This window comes from Pseudomonas sp. SJZ079 (assembly GCF_007993865.1).
Lineage (GTDB): Bacteria > Pseudomonadota > Gammaproteobacteria > Pseudomonadales > Pseudomonadaceae > Aquipseudomonas.
Genome location: NZ_VIUH01000021.1, coordinates 53949 through 71442 on the forward strand (window position 1 = coordinate 53949; position 17494 = coordinate 71442).

Here is a 17494-nt window from a genome sequence, read left to right on the forward strand (position 1 = left end):
CCGCACACAGCAAAAAGGGCGCTCGAAGCGCCCTTTTTGCTGTGTAGCTTGATCAAAGTTCGCGCGGCGCTACTGGCTCTAGCGCCTGCTGAACCAGGCCTAGAGCCGCACGCTGGCGAAGGTCGACTCGCCCTGGGCGCGGTTCAAGGCATCCTTGGCCGTTGACGAGGCTGGCTGCAGCAGCTCGTCCGGCATCGGCACCAGCGCCACTACGTTGCTCAGGCTTTGCCCTGCACGCTCATCGCGCGGCGGGATGCCGAAGTATTCGCGGTAGCACTTGGAGAAGTGCGGTGTGGAGACGAAGCCACAGACCGAAGCCAATTCGATGATCGACATCGAGGTCTGCTTGAGCAACTGGCGCGCACGGATCAAGCGCAGCTTGAGGTAATAGCGCGACGGCGAACAGTGCAGGTACTTCTGGAACAGGCGCTCGAGCTGACGCCGCGACACGTCGACATAGCAGGCCAGCTCGTCGAGGTCGATCGGCTCCTCCAGGTTGGCCTCCATCAGCGCGACGATTTCCTGCAACTTCGGCTGGTTGGTGCCGAGCATGTGCTTGAGCGGCACGCGCTGGTGATCCTGCTCGTTACGGATGCGCTCGTAGATGAACATCTCCGAGATCGCCGCTGCCAGTTCGCGGCCATGCTCGCGGCCGATCAGGTGCAGCATCATGTCCAGCGGTGCGGTGCCGCCCGAGGCGGTGCTGCGGTTACGGTCGATGGAGAACAGGCGCGGGGTGATGGCCGCACGCGGGAAGGCTTCCTGCATCGAGGCCAGACACTCCCAGTGCACGCTGCAGTCGTAGCCATCGAGCAGTCCAGCCTTGGCCAGCGCCCAGCTGCCGGTGCACACCGCACCGAGCTGACGACCTTGGCGGCCCTGAACCTGCAACCAGTGCAGGTGCTCACGGGTGACGCTGTGCTGGATGTCGACGCCACCGCAGACGATCACCGCGTCGAGTACCGGCGCATTGTGCAGACCGGCGTCCGGGGTGATCTGCAGACCGTCGCTGGCTTTCACCGGCTGGCCAGTCTGGGTCAGGGTGTGCCAGCGATACAGTTCCTTGCCGGAGAGCTGATTGGCCATGCGCAGGGGCTCGACCGCCGCCGCGAGGGAAATCAGGGTGAAGTTGTCCAGCAGCAGAAAGCCAATGGACCGGGGAGCAGGAATCGGGGGCTGTGCCCCTTGGGTGGACTGCGACATCAGTGAAACCCTCACGCTAAGCACGGTGTGAGCCTTCTTGGTGAGGCTCTGGTCTTACGGTTCTGGTACGCGACTGACCCAGATGAACACTGATCACAAGGCAAAGGTCATGCCTAAATTACTTGAGCGTTCAATTAAAAATATAGGCCGTCATCCAAGCCATGCACCACAAGGCTTCGCGAGCGCGACAGAAGTGTTCTGTTTGCGCCATCAAGGCCCTGTTATGCCTGGGCCTTGAGCATTTCGGTAGCACTGGCTATCAGCCTGACTGTCACCGCGCCACAAGTTGAATGCCAGCGGTAACAGACGAACGGCGGCCAGAATGACCAGCAAGTCACAAAACTGGCCACTCGCACCTGAATACGCACCAAAGCCGCGCATCAGGGGCGAAGATGAATCAGCACTCGATGGCGCTGACCGCCAGGCCACCGCGCGAGGTTTCCTTGTACTTGTCGTGCATATCGGCACCGGTATCGCGCATGGTGCGGATTACCCGGTCCAGCGAGATGAAATGCTCGCCGTCGCCACGCAAGGCCAACTGCGCGGCGTTGATCGCCTTCACCGCGGCGATCGCATTGCGCTCGATGCACGGCACCTGCACCAGGCCACCCACCGGATCGCAGGTCAGCCCGAGATTGTGCTCCAGGCCGATCTCGGCGGCGTTCTCCAGCTGCTCGGGGGTGGCCCCGAGAATCTCCGCCAGCCCGGCGGCAGCCATGGCGCAGGCCGAACCGACCTCGCCCTGACAGCCCACTTCGGCGCCGGAGATAGAGGCGTTTTTCTTGCAGAGGATGCCGACGGCCGCCGCCGCCAGCAGGTAATCGACCACATTCGCCTCGGTCACCGCCGGGCTGAAACGCACGTAGTAGTGCAGCACCGCAGGAATGATGCCGGCCGCGCCGTTGGTCGGTGCGGTGACCATGCGCCCACCGGCGGCGTTTTCTTCGTTGACCGCCAGGGCGAACAGGTTGACCCATTCCATACCGCTGAGGGTCGAACCGATCACGTTGGGCTTGCTCATTTCCTGCAGGCTGCGATGCAGCTTGGCGGCGCGACGCTTGACGTTGAGCCCGCCGGGGAGGATGCCTTCATGCTTGAGGCCCTGCTCGACACAGTCGCGCATGGCCTGCCACAGGCGCATCAGACCACTGCGGATTTCCGCCTCGCTGCGCCAGGCCTTTTCGTTGGCCATCATCAGTTCGGAAACGCGCAGTCCATGCTCCTTGCATAGGCGCAGCAATTCCTCGGCGCTGGAAAAATCGTAAGGCAGCTGGGTGTGATCCTGATCCAGCTGGCCGGTCGCCGCCTGCTCGGCGTCGACCACGAAACCGCCGCCCACCGAGTAATAGGTGTCGGCATGCAACTCGGCGCCGTCGGCCGCGTAGGCCGTCAGGGTCATGGCATTCGGGTGATAGGGCAGATTTTCCTCGAGCAGCAACATGTCGCGCTGCCAGTCGAAGGCAATCGGCAAACGGCCATCCAGCTGCAGGGTGCCAGTGCTGCGCAATGTTTCGATGCGCGGCGCGATGCTCGCCGGGTCGATCTGATCCGGCCAGTCGCCCATCAGGCCCATGATCACCGCGGTGTCACTGCCGTGACCGATGCCGGTGGCCGACAACGAACCGTACAGGCGCACTTCCACCCGCTGCACGCGCTCGAGCAAACGACGCTCGCGCAGGGCGCCGGTGAACAGCGCGGCGGCACGCATGGGGCCCACGGTGTGCGAGCTGGAAGGCCCGATACCGATCTTGAACAGGTCGAACACACTGATAGCCATGCCGGCCTCCGCAGGTGAGTAATTGTTATGTCGCCATCATCGGGTTTTCCCCGAAGCAGCTACGTCCCACTCCGACTCGTTCGTATCCAAATCCGTCATCAGTCGACGCCAGGCAGCTGCCAGCCGGCCATGCCCCAGACCTGGATTGACGCCGGGCGGCGCGGCATCTGGCTGTGCACAGCGGGTGCAGCGCAGGCCTGGGCCGCGCGCGCAGCCCGCGCTCGGCCTCGCAGTTTTCGCCAACTGCCGACACCAAATGCGACACCAGCGTTCTGTCAGCGACCCGACGAGTGGCAGCACCCCGGCTCTGGCGCCATGATCCAGACGCCCGCGCGCTGGCCAACAGCTGTTTCGCCTTGCCTCGCCTCGCGGCCAACGCCCCGGCCCAGTGCGGCCGGGAAACCTTCCCCTTTGCTGGAAGCGCCTCCCATGAAGCTGCATAAGAATAAGAACTGGCTGCTGGCGGCAGCCTTGAGCACCCCGCTGCTGAGCCAAGCCGCTGACCCCGCCAGCTGCGATGTCGTGCGCTTGGCCGACGTCGGCTGGACCGACCTGGTCGTCACCAACGCCGTCACCCGCGTGGTCCTCAGCGACCTGGGCTACCGCACCAAGACCATGCAACTGTCGGTGCCCGAGACCTATCAGGCCCTGCGCGACAGCAACGTCGACGTCTTCCTCGACACCTGGATGCCCAGCTCGGAAGAAGGCATCCGCCCCTATCTGGACGACGGTTCGCTGGAGTTGTTGGCAGTCAATCTGGAGGGGGCCAAGTACACCCTGGCGGTGAACCAGGCAGCCTACGATGGAGGCCTGAAGGACTTCACCGACATCGCCAAATTCAGCAAGCAGCTGGACGGCAAGATCTACGGCATCGAGCCGGGCAACAGCGGCAACAAGTCGATCCAACAGATGATCGACAAGAACGCCTTCGGCCTGGGGACGTTCAAGCTGGCCGAGTCCAGCGAAGCCAACATGATCCTGCACGTCAAACGCGCCGAACACATCAACAAATGGGCGGTATTTCTCGGCTGGGAACCGCACCCGATGAACAACCAGCTGCAGATGCATTACCTGAGTGGCGGCGACGATTATTTTGGTCCTAACCTGGGCGGCGCCACCGTCTACACCGCCGTACGCAAGGGCTATAGCCAGGCGTGTCCGAACGTCGGACGACTGTTGCAGAACCTGCGCTTCAGCTTGCAGATGGAAAACGATTTGATGGAGGCGGTGCTCAATCAGAACACCAACCCGCGCCGCGAAGCCAAGGCCTGGCTGAAGGCCAATCCGCAGGTACGCGCGCAATGGCTGCAGGGCGTCACTCGGCGCGACGGCAGCGTGGCGGATATGCCGTCCAGTGACAGCAAAAAGCCATAATTTACATTTTTTTTCGATTTCGCCTCAGCCCCCTGAGCATGGTGACTGCACCCGTTCCGCAAGCTGAAAAGCAGGCCCTGTGCGGCCTGCAGCTCCGGCGTGGAGCCTATAAACTGTGGTAAGGTTTTTTAGCTAGTCGCCATGTCGCCGCGCAACACGTCAACGTCGCAAAGCGACAATCGCGGCAACTCGAAGGCTATATCGTTGAGACAGCCGATTTCGTCGCTGTCGACTCCAAGCGGGGCCGACAGACCAGAGTTCCCACACTCCGGACCGAAGAATACATAGCGCTGGCCAGCTCAATCGGGCGCCAGCCCAACAAGAAATTTCGGATGTACGCGCATCTCAGGGTGAGGTGCGAATTACCAAAGGATTGGCCTTCGTAACTCTGCCAGAGGGTTTGGAAAGCAGTTTGCAATACGGCAAAACACAGTCCACTCAAGCGCATGCTCAAGCCGCGCCCATGATCGCTACGATCCATGGCGCGCTACTGGGTCCGCCCCCGAGTGCACTGCCGTGCGCCGCGATGCAGAACGTTCTCCAAACCTTGGAACCAAGCCCACACTCACACAGGCAAGAACAGTCGACATCACCTGAAGCACGCTCTCGGGCGCACGACAGGTTCCGTGTAACTGATCTGGATGTCTACTGAAGGGGAACCATCCCATGCAATCTGGAAAAATCGTGGTCAAGAACCTGTTCAAGGTTTTTGGCGACAAACCGCAAGACGCCATCGATAAGGTCAAGCAAGGCTGGGGCAAGGACAAGATCCTCGCCGAGAGCGGCGCGGTGATCGGCGTCAGCGATGTGTCGTTCAGCGTCGAAGAGGGCGAAATCTTCGTCCTCATGGGGCTTTCCGGCTCCGGTAAATCCACCCTGATTCGCCTGATCAACCGGCTGATCGAGCCCTCCGGCGGCGATGTGTTCATCGACGGGCAGAACGTCGCCAAGATGCCCAGCGCGGATCTCATCGACCTGCGCCGCCGCGACATGAGCATGGTCTTCCAGTCCTTCGCCCTGATGCCTTCGCGCACCGTACTGGACAACACCGCCTTCGGCCTAGAAGTGGCCGGAGTCAGTCGCAAGGAGCGCGAGAAGCGCGCCATGGAAGTGCTCAAGCAGGTCGGCCTGGACACCTTCGCGCAGATGCACCCACATGAACTCTCCGGCGGCATGCAGCAGCGTGTTGGCCTGGCTCGCGCCCTGGCCGTCGATCCCTCGATGATGATCATGGACGAGGCGTTTTCCGCCCTCGACCCGCTCAAGCGTCGCGAAATGCAGGACTTGCTGCTCGACCTGCAGAAGAAGCACCGCCGCACCATCATCTTCGTCTCCCACGACATCGAAGAGGCCATGCGTATCGGCAACCGCATCGCCATCATGGAAGGTGGCAAGCTGGTCCAGGTCGGCACCGCGCAGGAGCTGGTCGACAACCCGGCCAACGATTACGTGCGCAACTTCTTCGACACCGTCGACACCAACCGCTACCTCACCGCCGGCCAACTCAAGGCCAACAGCGTGCCGCTGTTCGTGCACAACGGTAAGGCGCCAGACGCGCAAACGGTGTCGCAGGCACTGCAGGCGCAGGACAAGCATTACGCCTTCATCGTCGACCAACACAACCGTTTCTATGGCTCCATCAGCCTGGAGAAGATCGCGCTGCTGGTCGAAGGTGGTCAGACCTGCGGGCTCGACCTAGACGTGTTGAAACAGATCAACCCGGTGCCGGAAGACATGCCGCTGGATCAGGTCATCGAACGCCTGGTGGACAACGAAGGGCCGATCCCGGTCGTCGATGGCAACGGCCATTACTGCGGCGCCATCAGCAAGGGTCGCCTGCTGACCCGCATGCAGGGAGAATGACATGAGCGACAAGAAACTCGACCTGGGCAGCTGGGTCAACGACGGTGTCCAGTACCTGCTGGATAACTACAGCAACGGCTTCGACAACGTCGGCAGCCTTGTCAGCGGTTTTTCCGAAGCCATCGAAGCCATCCTGATGCTGCCGCCGGCCTGGCTGCTGATCGCCATCTTCGTCGGCCTCGGCCTCTGGCGGATCGGCGCCCGGTTTGCCGCCTTCACCGCCGTGTCCTTCATCCTGATCGTGCTCACCGACTTCTGGGAACAGACGGTGGTCACCCTCGGGCTGACCTTCTCCGCAACGCTGATCAGCCTCTTGCTGGGTATCCCGCTGGGCATCTGGGCCGCCAAGAGCGAGCGCGTGGCGACCATCACCCGCCCGATTCTCGACTTCATGCAGACCATGCCGGCATTCGTCTACCTGATTCCGGCCGCCATGCTGTTCGGTCTCGGCCGGGTGCCGGGGATCATCGCCACGGTGATTTTCGCCATGCCGCCAGCGGTGCGCCTGACCAGCCTGGGTATTCGTCAGGTCAACAAGGAAATCGTCGAGGCCGGCCAGTCCTTCGGCTGCAGCAAGACCCAGCTGCTGTTCAAGGTGCAGCTGCCCAGCGCCATGCCGTCAATCATGGCCGGGGTCAACCAGACCATCATGATGGCCCTGTCGATGGTGATCATCGCCTCGATGGTCGGTGCCGGCGGCCTGGGCAACGATGTTCTCGCCAGTATTCAGCGTCTGGATATCGGTCTAGGCTTCGAGAGCGGCATGGCAGTGGTACTGCTGGCGATCATCCTCGACCGCATTACCGAAAGCTTCGGCACCAAGCAAAGCGAGAAGCGCAATACCTTATTCAGCTGGGTCAGCGCGAAACTGCAACGCCAGTAAGAAATTCACCTTATCCATTCACACAGGGAGTCATTAATGAGCAAGTTGAAAACCATTGCTGGAGTTAGTCTGCTGTCCTGCACGCTGCTGCAAAGCGCCTGGGCACAAGAGCCGGAAAGCTGCCAGCAAGTGCGTTTCGCCGAGATCGGCTGGGCCGACATCGCCGCCACCACCGGCGTCGCCATGACCCTGACCGAGGGCCTGGGCTATAAGCCGCGCAAGATCATGGCCTCGGTGCCGATTGCCTTCACCGGCGTGCAGAAAAGCCAGATCGATGTGTTCCTCGGCTACTGGGCCCCCTCGATGGACGCGGTGATCGAGCCGTTCAGCAAGGATGGCGGGGTCAAGGTGCTGCCGAAGGCCAACCTGGAAGGCGCCAAGTACACCCTGGCGGTACCGACCTATGCAGCCGAAGCGGGCCTGAAGAGCTTTCAGGACATCGCCAAGTTCAAGAAAGAACTCGACGGCAAGATCTACGGCATCGAGCCGGGTAACGACGGCAACCTGCTGATCGAAAAAATGATCAAGAATGACCAGTTCGGCATGGGCAAATTCCGCATGGTCGAATCCAGCGAAGCCGGCATGCTGGTTCAGGTACAGCGCGCGGTGAGAAAGCAGAAGCCGGTGGTGTTCCTCGGCTGGGCACCGCACCCGATGAATACCCAGTTCGACATCACCTACCTGTCCGGCGGCGATGACGTGTTCGGCCCGGATTACGGCGCCGCCAAGGTCTACACCGTGGTACCACCGGATTACGAAGCACGCTGCCCCAACGTCGGCAAGCTGCTGAACAATCTGCAGTTCAGCGTCGAGATCGAAAGCCAGCTGATGGAAAAAGTGCTGGAGAAAGAAGACCCGGCTGAGGTGGCGAAGAATTGGATCAAGGCCAACCCTGAGTCCCTCGACAAGTGGCTGGCTGGCGTCACCACCTACGACGGCCAGGATGGCGCTGCCGCCGTCAAGAAATACGTAGGCCTGTAAAAGCTCTGGCCCGCCTGGCGTCCGCGCCAGACGGGGCAGGAGAAGCCCCGGCAAGCGCAGTTGCGTCAGCGCAACGACGCTTGCCTGGCTGGCGGGCCACAGCTGTGTCAGAACCAATCGGGTTCGGCAGTGAACATTCGCCTAGCCAAGGCTTCCCCAGTGGCCCCGGCCATCCAGGGGCGTGTCTCCCTGGCATGGCTTAACCGGCCACCGCAACACCCGCAATCAGAACGAGCCAGTAACACAGTTGAACTGCCACTCTCACTGATGGAGCAACAACTTAATGCGCAAACTATCTACTTTCTGTCTGAAGAGCCTTGGCGTTGCCGCCCTGGCGCTGGGTATGTCCACAGCCATGGCTGCGGAAAAACCCACCCTGAAGCTCGGCTACGTCAACGGCTGGGACGACAGCGTCGCGACCACCAATGTCGCCGGTGAAATACTCAAGAGCAAACTCGGCTACACGGTTGAACTGAAGCCCGTCGAACCCGCCATCATGTGGCAGGGCGTGGCTCGCGGCGACCTGGATGCGACTCTCACCGCCTGGCTGCCGGTCACCCACGCCGACTACTACGCCAAGATGAAAGACAAGGTGGTGGTACTCGGCAGCAACTACGAGGGCGCGAGAATCGGTCTGGTAGTGCCCGACTACGTCGAGGCCAAGAGCATCGAAGACCTGAACAAGTACAGCAAGGACTTCGACGGCAAGATCACCGGTATCGATGCCGGCGCCGGCATCATGAGCCGCACCGAAGAAGCCATCGACAAATACAAGCTGGACTACAAGCTGATGCCGAGTTCCGGCCCAGCCATGGCCATCGCCCTGGCCCGCGCCGAGAAGAAGAAAGAAGCCATCGTAGTGCCCGGCTGGATTCCACACTGGATGTTCGCCAAGTGGAAACTGCGCTTCCTCGAAGACCCGCAGAATGTCTATGGTGACGCCGAGCACGTCGACACCGTGGCCAACCCTGCCCTGGAAGCCAAGGCCCCTGAAGCCGCCGCGTTCCTCAAGAAGTTTTCCTGGGGCCCAGAAGAAATTGGCAGTGTGATGCTGGCCGTTAGCGAAGGCGCCAAGCCGGAGCAAGCCGCTAAAGACTGGATCGCTAAGAATCCGGATCGCGTTGCCGAGTGGTTGAAATAAACCCATACAGCGCGGTATAGATAAAGCGGGCTTCGGCCCGCTTTATCTTTTCTGCCAGAAACACCTGTGCAGCCGCTCGCTGGCCCGGCCATTGCGCTCGGCACAGCCAGCGCCAGCGGACCACCGGCATATCCCTGACCGACAAGTCGTCCGCTAAACCGCCAACCTTGATTGATCGACCAATAAAAAACCGCCTAGACTGCGCCCATCCCGGGGGACTCCCCTATCGATGGAGAGACCGATGCCCAAGATCGGAATGCAGCCGATCCGCCGCTCGCAGTTGATCGCGGCCACCCTAGAAGCAGTCGACCAGGTCGGCATGAGCGATGCCAGCATCGCCTACATCGCTCGCCTCGCGGGGGTTTCCAACGGCATCATCAGTCACTACTTCAAGGACAAGAACGGCCTCCTGGAAGCCACCATGCGCCACCTGATGCAGGCGCTCAACGACTCCATGCGCAGCCGCCGCGCCATGCAGCCGGACGACAGCCCACGCGCCCACTTGCGCGCGATCGTCGACAGCAACTTCGACGACAGTCAGGTCAACGGCCCGGCGATGAAAACCTGGCTGGCCTTCTGGGCCTCCAGCATGCACCAACCGTCGCTGAACCGCCTGCAACGGATCAACGATCACCGCCTGTACTCCAACCTCTGCGGTCAATTCCGCCGCGCACTGCCGCAAGAGTCCGCACGCGCCGCCGCCCGTGGCCTGGCCGCACTGATCGACGGCCTCTGGTTGCGCGGCGCCCTGTCCGGCGAAGCCTTCGACGTCCAGCAAGCGGTGCAGATCGCCTATGACTACCTCGACCAGCAGCTGACCAAGGCCGCATAGCCGGTTAACCGCAGCACAGGCCACGGCAAGTGCCGCCCCGGGGACCTGAAGCCAGGCTCCGGCTTGGCGCTGAACCCGCGCATCCCTGCGCCAAGCGCCACAGCATCCATCAGCGCCGATGACGCAGCCCATAACCCACTCGAAAGCGTCCTCGACTGGCACGATAGCGACAGCCTGGTTTTTATTGTTTGAACGTTCAATAAAAACCAAGTAGCCTAAAATTCGATCTATCCTGACCTGGCAGCCACCACCCCACGCAGCCAGCTCATCCGGCCAAGCCGTGCTTTACGCCCAGGCCACCTTGCGCCAACCACACCGACAAGAGAGGACTCACCCATGGCCCGATTCGACGACCAGCAGCTCTACATCGGCGGACGCTATGTTGCCGCCAGCAGCGGCGCCTCATTCGAAACCATCAACCCGGCCAACGGTGAAGTGCTCGCCAACGTGCAGCGCGCCAGCAAAGAAGACGTCGACCGCGCAGTCGCCAGCGCCACTGCCGGGCAGAAAGTCTGGGCCGCGATGACCGCCATGCAACGCTCGCGCGTCCTGCGCAAGGCAGTCGACATCCTCCGCGCCCGCAATGACGAACTGGCCGCATTGGAAACCCTCGACACCGGTAAGCCGCTGTCGGAAACCCAGGCGGTGGACATCGTCACCGGCACCGACGTGCTGGAGTATTACGCCGGCCTGATCCCGGCCCTCGAAGGCCAGCAGATTCCGCTGCGCGACACCTCCTTCGTCTACACCCGTCGCGAGCCGCTGGGCGTGGTCGCCGGCATCGGCGCCTGGAACTACCCGATTCAGATCGCCCTATGGAAATCCGCCCCGGCCCTGGCCGCCGGCAACGCGATGATCTTCAAGCCCAGCGAAGTCACCCCGCTCAGCGTGCTCAAGCTGGCGGAAATCTACAGCGAAGCCGGCCTCCCGGATGGCGTGTTCAACGTCCTCACCGGCAGCGGTCGGGAAGTCGGCCAGTGGCTCACCGAACACCCGGGTATTGCCAAGATTTCCTTCACCGGCGGCACCACCACCGGCAAGAAGGTCATGGCCAGCGCCTCCGGTTCCACGCTGAAGGAAGTGACCATGGAGCTGGGCGGCAAATCGCCGCTGATCATCTTCGAAGATGCCGACCTCAACCGCGCCGCCGACATCGCCATGATGGCCAATTTCTACAGCTCCGGTCAGGTCTGCACCAACGGCACCCGGGTGTTCATCCCGCGTGCGCTGCAGGCACGTTTCGAAGCCAAGGTGCTGGAGCGGGTCAAACGCATTCGCCTGGGCAACCCCGAGAACGCCGAGACCAACTTCGGCCCGCTGGTCAGCTTCGCCCACATGGAAAGTGTGCTCGGCTACATCGCGACCGGCCGCCAGGAAGGCGCCCGCCTGCTCTGTGGCGGTGAGCGGGTGACCGCAGGCGAGCTCGGCCAGGGCGCCTACGTCGCGCCTACCGTGTTCACCGATTGCACGGATGACATGACCATCGTGCGCGAGGAGATCTTCGGCCCGGTGATGAGCATCCTCGCCTACGACAGCGAAGAAGAAGTGGTCCGCCGCGCCAACGACAGCGACTACGGCCTCGCCGCGGGCCTGGTGACCCGCGACCTGACACGCGCGCACCGGGTCATCCACAGCCTGGAAGCCGGCATCTGCTGGATCAACACCTGGGGCGAATCGGCGGCGGAAATGCCGGTGGGCGGTTACAAGCAGTCGGGCGTGGGCCGCGAAAACGGCGTGGCCACCCTGGAGCACTACACCCAGATCAAATCCGTGCAGGTGGAACTGGGCGACTACGCCTCGGTGTTCTGACCCAGGCTGAACGCTGAACGCCCCGTAGCCCGGATGCAATCCGGGTTCATCGCGTGATATTCCCGGATTGCATCCGGGCTACACAGCAGGAAGATCATATGACCCAAGAATTCGACTACATCATCATCGGCGCCGGTTCGGCCGGTAACGTCCTGGCCACCCGCCTGACCGAGGACGCCGAGGTCAGCGTGCTGCTGCTGGAAGCCGGCGGCCCGGACTACCGCATGGATTTCCGCACCCAGATGCCCGCCGCCCTCGCCTTCCCCCTGCAGGGCCGCCGGTACAACTGGGCCTACGAAACCGATCCAGAACCCTACATGAACAACCGCCGCATGGAATGCGGGCGCGGCAAGGGCCTCGGTGGCTCATCCCTGATCAACGGCATGTGCTACATCCGCGGCAACGCCCTGGACTTCGACAACTGGGCCAAGGCCCCAGGCCTCGAAGACTGGACCTATCAGGACTGCCTGCCGTATTTCCGCAAGTCGGAAACCCGCGACATCGGCGCCAATGCCTACCACGGCGGCGACGGTCCGGTCAGCGTGTGCACGCCCAAGGCCGGCAATAACCCGCTGTTCCACGCCATGGTCGAGGCCGGCGTGCAGGCCGGTTTCCCGCGCACCGACGACCTCAACGGCTACCAGCAGGAAGGCTTCGGCCCGATGGACCGCTTCGTCACCAAGGAGGGTCGCCGCGCCAGCACCGCCCGCGGCTACCTGGATCAGGCCAAGGTCCGCTCCAACCTGAGCATCGTCACCCACGCCCTCACCGATCGCATCCTGTTCGAGGGCAAGCGTGCCATCGGCGTCGACTACCTGATCGGTGACAGCGACACGCCGGTGCGCGCCAAGGCCCGCCGTGAAGTGCTGCTGAGCAGCGGGGCGATTGCCTCGCCGCAGATCCTCCAGCGCTCCGGCGTCGGCCCGGCCGCACTGCTGCGCGACCTGGACATCCCGCTGGTGCACGACCTGCCGGGCGTCGGCGCCAACCTGCAGGATCACCTGGAGATGTACCTGCAGTACGCCTGCAAGCAGCCGGTGTCGCTCTACCCCGCCCTGCAATGGTGGAACCAACCGAAGATCGGTGCCGAGTGGCTGTTCCTCGGCAAGGGAATCGGCGCCAGTAACCAGTTCGAGGCCGGCGGTTTCATCCGCACCCGCCCCGAGGTCGAGTGGCCGAACATCCAGTACCACTTCCTGCCGGTGGCGATCAATTACAACGGCAGCAACGCGGTCAACGAGCACGGCTTCCAAGCCCACGTCGGCTCCATGCGCTCGCCCAGCCGCGGCCGCGTGCAGGCCAAATCCAAGGATCCGCGCGAGCACCCGAGCATCCTGTTCAACTACATGAGCCATGAGCAGGACTGGCAGGAGTTCCGTGACGGCATCCGCATCACCCGCGAGATCATGGCGCAGTCTGCGCTCGACCCTTACCGGGGTCGCGAGATCAGCCCGGGCGCCGACCTGCAAAGCGATGCCGAGCTGGACGAATTCGTGCGTCAGCACGCGGAAACCGCCTTCCATCCGTCCTGCTCCTGCAAGATGGGCGAAGACGACATGGCGGTGGTGGATGGCCAGGGGCGTGTGCATGGCCTGCAAGGCCTGCGGGTGATCGATGCGTCTATCATGCCGGAGATCATCACCGGCAACCTCAACGCCACCACCATCATGCTCGCCGAGAAAATCGCCGATAAGATCCGTGGCCGCGAGCCATTGCCACGCAGCACGGCCCCTTACTACGTGGCCAATGGCGCACCCGCGCGCAAATCGACGCAGCGCTGAACCCGCCATAGCGCACTGAGACAGCAGACACCGGGCCGGGCAACCCGCCCGGTGCTTGTCGCGCTCTGCCCCTTCGGCAATCATGCAACCTTATAGCGGACGGCTGCGGCCACCCGCTTGCCTGCCTATTACCGGTAAGGAGCCAACGCATGGTCGAGGCCTTCAGTACGCTCAAGCGCGACTTTGCCGCCCTGCACTGCGCTGCCGAGCACTGGTCGCTGCGCTACGTGTGCCAGGACGGCCAGCAGCTGGCGGTGCGCAAGCAGGTCGCCGAGCCGCCGCGCTTCAGCCGCGACCAGGGCGCGATGCTCAGCGTGCGGGTCGCAGGGGTCGAAGCCTATGCGGCGACCAGCGACCTGTCGCGCCAGGGCCTGCAAAGCGCCCTGCAGCGGGCCGAAGCCCTGGCTCGGCGCATCGCGCCGCTGGCCTTGCTCGACCAGCGCGCACTGGCGCCCTCCAGCGCGCGCGGCGACTACCGCTCGCCCGGCTTCGACCAGCCCTTTCCCTCGCTCGCCGAATGCTATGAGTTGCTAGCCGCCGAGTCGGCCGCAGTGCCCACCGATCCACGCCTGGTGACCTGGCGCGTCGGCCTCGACGTCAGCCGCGTCGAGCAGCTGTACCTGAACAACAGCGGCGCCGAGCTGACCTCGAGTCAGCGCTTCGTCTACCCACACCTCAGCGTCACCGCCTACGACGGCCAGGACAGCCAGACCCGCAACCTCGGCGGCGCCCACCTCGGCCAGCAGGGCGGCGCCGAGGTGATCCAGCGCCTGGGCCTGATCGGCGCCGCAGCGCAGGTCGCCGACCAGGCCCTGCAACTGCTGCTGGCGCCCAATACGCCGACGGACACACGCGACCTGCTGCTGATGCCGGACCAGATGATCCTCCAGCTGCACGAATCCATCGGCCACCCGCTGGAGCTGGACCGCATCCTCGGTGACGAGCGCAACTTCGCCGGCACCAGCTTCGTCAAAACCGGCGACTTCGGCCAGCTGCAATACGGCTCGCCGCTACTCAACGTGACCTTCGACCCCGAAGTGCCGGAGGAGCTGGCCAGTTACGCCCATGACGACGACGGCAGCCCGGCGCAACGGCAGCACCTGATCCGCGACGGCCTGCTGCTGCGGCCCCTCGGCGGCGCGCTGTCGCAACTGCGCAGCGGCCTGCCGGGCGTCGCCAACAGCCGCGCCTGCAACTGGAACCGCGCACCGATCGACCGCATGGCCAACCTCAATATCGAGCCGGGCCAGCACAGCCTGGAGCAGCTGATAGGCGGCATCGAGCACGGCATCCTGATGGCCAGCAACCGTTCCTGGTCGATCGACGACGCGCGCAACAAGTTTCAGTTCGGCTGCGAATGGGGCCAACTGATCGAGAATGGCGAGCTGCGCGGCGTGGTCAAGAACCCCAACTACCGTGGCATCTCCAGCCAGTTCTGGCGCGCCCTCAAGGCCGTCGGCGACGCCAGCACCCGCCAGGTGCTGGGCACCCCGCAGTGCGGCAAGGGCGAGCCGAATCAGGTGATCCGCGTGGGTCATGCCACGCCGGCCTGCGTGTTCGCCGCGATCGACGTGTTCGGAGGGGCCGCCTGATGCAGCGTTCCCAGCAGCCCAGCGCACTGGCCCAGTTCGAAACCCTCAGCCAATGGCTGCGCGACGCGCTGACCGAAGGCGAAGACTTCTGCCTCGGCTACAGCGGCGAAGCCTCGGAGTTCGTCCGCTTCAACCAGGCCCAGGTGCGCCAGGCCGGTCATGTGCAGCAGGCCAGCCTGGACCTGCAGCTGATCCGCGACGGCCGCCATGCCGAGCTGCACCTGACCCTCAGCGGCGTGCCGCAACTCGACCGCCAGCGCCTGGGCAGCGCACTCGAACAACTGCGCCAGACTCTTCCGCTGCTGCAGCCCGACCCTTACCTGCAGCTCAACTGCGACGCCTGGCACAGCCACAGCGTACAGCTGCAGCCGCTGCCAGACTGCGCGGCGGTGCTGGAGCAGATCGCCCGCGCCGCGCAGGGCCTCGACCTGGTCGGCTTCTATGCCAGCGGGCCGATCAGCCGCGGCTTCGCCAGTTCCGCGGGGGCCTTCGGCTGGCACCAGGCGAGCAGCTTCAACTTCGACTGGAGCCTGTTCCACGCCAACGGCCAGGCGGTCAAAGCCCAGTACGCCGGGCAACAGTGGCACGCCGAGGAGTTCGCCCTGCGCATGCTGCAGGCGCGCGCACAACTCGAGTTCCTGGGCCTACCGCCACGCACCCTGGCGCCCGGCGGCTACCGCGCCTACCTGGCCCCGGCCGCGCTGCAGGAGATTGTCGAACTGCTCGGCTGGGGCGGTTTCTCCGCCCAGGCCCTGGCCGAGAAAGACAGCCCGCTGCAACGCCTGCACGCCGGCACCGCCCGGCTCAGCCCACGGCTGCACCTGCAGGAGCAGGTCAGCGACTCGCTGACCCCGGGGTTCTCCAGTGAAGGCTATCCGCGCCGCGACCTGCAGCTGATCAACGCCGGCCAACCCCAGGAGCAACTGGTCAGCTCGCGCAGCGCCGCCGAGTACGGCCTGCCGGCTAACGGCGCCAGCCCCTGGGAATCGCCGGCCTCGCTGGCCATGGCCGGCGGCGAGCTGGAACAGGCAGAGCTGCTCGCACGCCTCGGCAGCGGTCTGTATATTGGCAACCTCTGGTACCTCAACTATTCCGACCGGCCGGCCGCGCGCATCACCGGGATGACCCGCTTCGCCAGCTTCTGGGTCGAGGACGGACAGATCCAGGCACCGCTGGCCAGCATGCGCTTCGACGACAGCCTGTATGACCTGCTCGGCAGCCAGCTCGAAGGCCTGACCCGCGAACGCGAGCTGAGCCTGTCCACCAGCACCTACCAGCAGCGCCACAACGGCTCGACCCTGCTGCCCGGCGCCCTGCTCAGCCGCCTGACCCTGACCCTGTAAGGCGCCTGGCTCAAGCGCAAGAGCGTGCGCCAGTGCCCGGCAGTCCCATCGAGCGCGTGCCGGAGGCGGCGATGAACGCTAGGATTGCCAGCTTTTGAACCGTATTCATCCAAGTGGATGCTTGGACCGACCAGCAGAAGGACGTGCACGTGCAGTGCCCAAAATGTCACCAGCCGAGACAGGCGCAGCGTCCTGACTGCCCGCACTGCGGCATCTACTTCAGTAAATATGCGCAATTCCTCGAACGCCAGGCGGCCACCGCCCAGGCCGTGATAGACGGCACGGCGGACCGCGAGTCGAGCGCCAGCAGGCTGTGGCGCTACCTGCTGACCCCACCCGATGCGGGCAGCGGGTTCTGGTATGGCCGTGCGGTGCTCTGGGTACTCTTCGTGCTCTGGGGTGGGCTTTTTATCCTGCAGGACATCGCCAGCCTGGCCGCCGCCCCCAGCTTCCTGCACAACGTCGACCTGGTATTCCACGAGGCCGGGCATGTGCTGTTCGGCGTGTTCGGCTCCTTTATCGGCTCGCTCGGCGGCAGCCTCGGCCAGTTGCTGATGCCGCTGATCTGCGCACTGGCCCTGCTGCGTCAGCGCGACACCTTCGGCGCCAGCCTGTGCCTGTGGTGGATCGGTCAGAACTGCCTGGATATCGCGCCCTATATGGCCGATGCCCGTGCCGGGCAGCTACCGCTGCTGGGCGGCAACTTCGGCCACTCCGCGCCCTACGGCTTCCATGACTGGGAATACCTGCTGAGTGAAACCGGGCTACTGGCGCATGACCAGGGTCTGGCGCTGCTCTGCCTGAACCTCGGTCGCCTGCTTATGCTGCTGGGCCTGACCTGGGCCGGCTACCTGCTGTGGCGCAGCCGAGCGCAGCGTCGCCACGCCACGGACTAAGCCAGCCGGCGCTCGCCAG

General features: G+C 63.9%; 13 protein-coding genes. 11 read left to right on the plus strand and 2 right to left on the minus strand.

Annotated elements, in window-relative coordinates; all coding sequences use genetic code 11:
• Positions 1–99: 99 nt before the first annotated feature.
• Together FBY03_RS17535 and FBY03_RS17540 are read right to left on the minus strand one after the other, a co-directional pair.
• Positions 100–1203 carry a GlxA family transcriptional regulator gene (locus tag FBY03_RS17535; protein ID WP_147173647.1) on the minus strand — a complete coding sequence of 368 codons (1104 nt, stop codon included), beginning with the start codon at positions 1201–1203 and terminating at the stop codon, positions 100–102.
• A gap of 397 nt (positions 1204–1600) precedes the next feature.
• Complete coding sequence (locus FBY03_RS17540; RefSeq protein ID WP_147173648.1) at positions 1601–2980, minus strand: L-serine ammonia-lyase; 1380 nt, start codon at positions 2978–2980, stop codon at positions 1601–1603.
• Between the two features lie 429 nt (positions 2981–3409).
• Here FBY03_RS17540 and choX point away from each other — a divergent pair, with 429 nt between their 5' ends.
• From choX to FBY03_RS17595, 11 genes are all read left to right on the plus strand, one after another.
• A complete protein-coding gene (gene choX, locus FBY03_RS17545) occupies positions 3410–4354 on the plus strand; it encodes a choline ABC transporter substrate-binding protein (protein ID WP_147173649.1) in 945 nt (314 codons plus the stop codon).
• Positions 4355–5020: 666 nt separating this feature from the next.
• On the plus strand, positions 5021–6217 hold the full coding sequence (locus FBY03_RS17550; RefSeq protein WP_147173650.1) for a glycine betaine/L-proline ABC transporter ATP-binding protein: 1197 nt from the start codon (positions 5021–5023) through the stop codon (positions 6215–6217).
• A 1-nt stretch (position 6218) separates the two neighbouring features.
• Positions 6219–7100 carry a proline/glycine betaine ABC transporter permease gene (locus FBY03_RS17555; protein WP_147173651.1) on the plus strand — a complete coding sequence of 294 codons (882 nt, stop codon included), beginning with the start codon at positions 6219–6221 and terminating at the stop codon, positions 7098–7100.
• Positions 7101–7136: 36 nt separating this feature from the next.
• Positions 7137–8081, plus strand: a complete 945-nt coding sequence (locus FBY03_RS17560; RefSeq protein WP_147173652.1) for a choline ABC transporter substrate-binding protein — start codon at positions 7137–7139, stop codon at positions 8079–8081.
• A gap of 283 nt (positions 8082–8364) precedes the next feature.
• Positions 8365–9222: a glycine betaine ABC transporter substrate-binding protein gene (locus FBY03_RS17565; protein ID WP_147173653.1), complete on the plus strand. Its 858-nt coding sequence runs from the start codon at positions 8365–8367 to the stop codon at positions 9220–9222.
• A gap of 241 nt (positions 9223–9463) precedes the next feature.
• Positions 9464–10054: a transcriptional regulator BetI gene (gene betI / locus FBY03_RS17570; protein WP_147173654.1), complete on the plus strand. Its 591-nt coding sequence runs from the start codon at positions 9464–9466 to the stop codon at positions 10052–10054.
• 336 nt (positions 10055–10390) lie between these two features.
• On the plus strand, positions 10391–11863 hold the full coding sequence (gene betB / locus FBY03_RS17575; protein WP_147173655.1) for a betaine-aldehyde dehydrogenase: 1473 nt from the start codon (positions 10391–10393) through the stop codon (positions 11861–11863).
• A 98-nt stretch (positions 11864–11961) separates the two neighbouring features.
• Positions 11962–13644 (plus strand): choline dehydrogenase, encoded by a 1683-nt coding sequence (gene betA / locus FBY03_RS17580; RefSeq protein ID WP_147173656.1) that lies wholly within the window; start codon positions 11962–11964, stop codon positions 13642–13644.
• 149 nt (positions 13645–13793) lie between these two features.
• Positions 13794–15236 carry a TldD/PmbA family protein gene (locus FBY03_RS17585; RefSeq protein ID WP_147173657.1) on the plus strand — a complete coding sequence of 481 codons (1443 nt, stop codon included), beginning with the start codon at positions 13794–13796 and terminating at the stop codon, positions 15234–15236.
• The gene (locus tag FBY03_RS17590) at positions 15236–16579 is read left to right on the plus strand and encodes a TldD/PmbA family protein (RefSeq protein WP_147173658.1); all 1344 of its coding nucleotides are present in this window, start codon (positions 15236–15238) and stop codon (positions 16577–16579) included. The genes FBY03_RS17585 and FBY03_RS17590 overlap by 1 nt, the downstream gene beginning before the upstream one ends.
• A 149-nt stretch (positions 16580–16728) precedes the next feature.
• Positions 16729–17475, plus strand: a complete 747-nt coding sequence (locus tag FBY03_RS17595; RefSeq protein ID WP_147173659.1) for a zinc ribbon domain-containing protein — start codon at positions 16729–16731, stop codon at positions 17473–17475.
• The last annotated feature ends 19 nt before the right edge of the window (positions 17476–17494 follow it).

Excerpts from the sequence above, each read along its gene's own strand:
- FBY03_RS17535 (WP_147173647.1), bottom strand. The coding sequence starts at position 1,203 with ATGTCGCAGTCCACCCAAGGGGCACAGCCCCCGATTCCTGCTCCCCGG.
- FBY03_RS17540 (WP_147173648.1), bottom strand. The coding sequence starts at position 2,980 with ATGGCTATCAGTGTGTTCGACCTGTTCAAGATCGGTATCGGGCCTTCC.
- choX (WP_147173649.1), top strand. The coding sequence starts at position 3,410 with ATGAAGCTGCATAAGAATAAGAACTGGCTGCTGGCGGCAGCCTTGAGC.
- FBY03_RS17550 (WP_147173650.1), top strand. The coding sequence starts at position 5,021 with ATGCAATCTGGAAAAATCGTGGTCAAGAACCTGTTCAAGGTTTTTGGC.
- FBY03_RS17555 (WP_147173651.1), top strand. The coding sequence starts at position 6,219 with ATGAGCGACAAGAAACTCGACCTGGGCAGCTGGGTCAACGACGGTGTC.
- FBY03_RS17560 (WP_147173652.1), top strand. The coding sequence starts at position 7,137 with ATGAGCAAGTTGAAAACCATTGCTGGAGTTAGTCTGCTGTCCTGCACG.
- FBY03_RS17565 (WP_147173653.1), top strand. The coding sequence starts at position 8,365 with ATGCGCAAACTATCTACTTTCTGTCTGAAGAGCCTTGGCGTTGCCGCC.
- betI (WP_147173654.1), top strand. The coding sequence starts at position 9,464 with ATGCCCAAGATCGGAATGCAGCCGATCCGCCGCTCGCAGTTGATCGCG.
- betB (WP_147173655.1), top strand. The coding sequence starts at position 10,391 with ATGGCCCGATTCGACGACCAGCAGCTCTACATCGGCGGACGCTATGTT.
- betA (WP_147173656.1), top strand. The coding sequence starts at position 11,962 with ATGACCCAAGAATTCGACTACATCATCATCGGCGCCGGTTCGGCCGGT.
- FBY03_RS17585 (WP_147173657.1), top strand. The coding sequence starts at position 13,794 with ATGGTCGAGGCCTTCAGTACGCTCAAGCGCGACTTTGCCGCCCTGCAC.
- FBY03_RS17590 (WP_147173658.1), top strand. The coding sequence starts at position 15,236 with ATGCAGCGTTCCCAGCAGCCCAGCGCACTGGCCCAGTTCGAAACCCTC.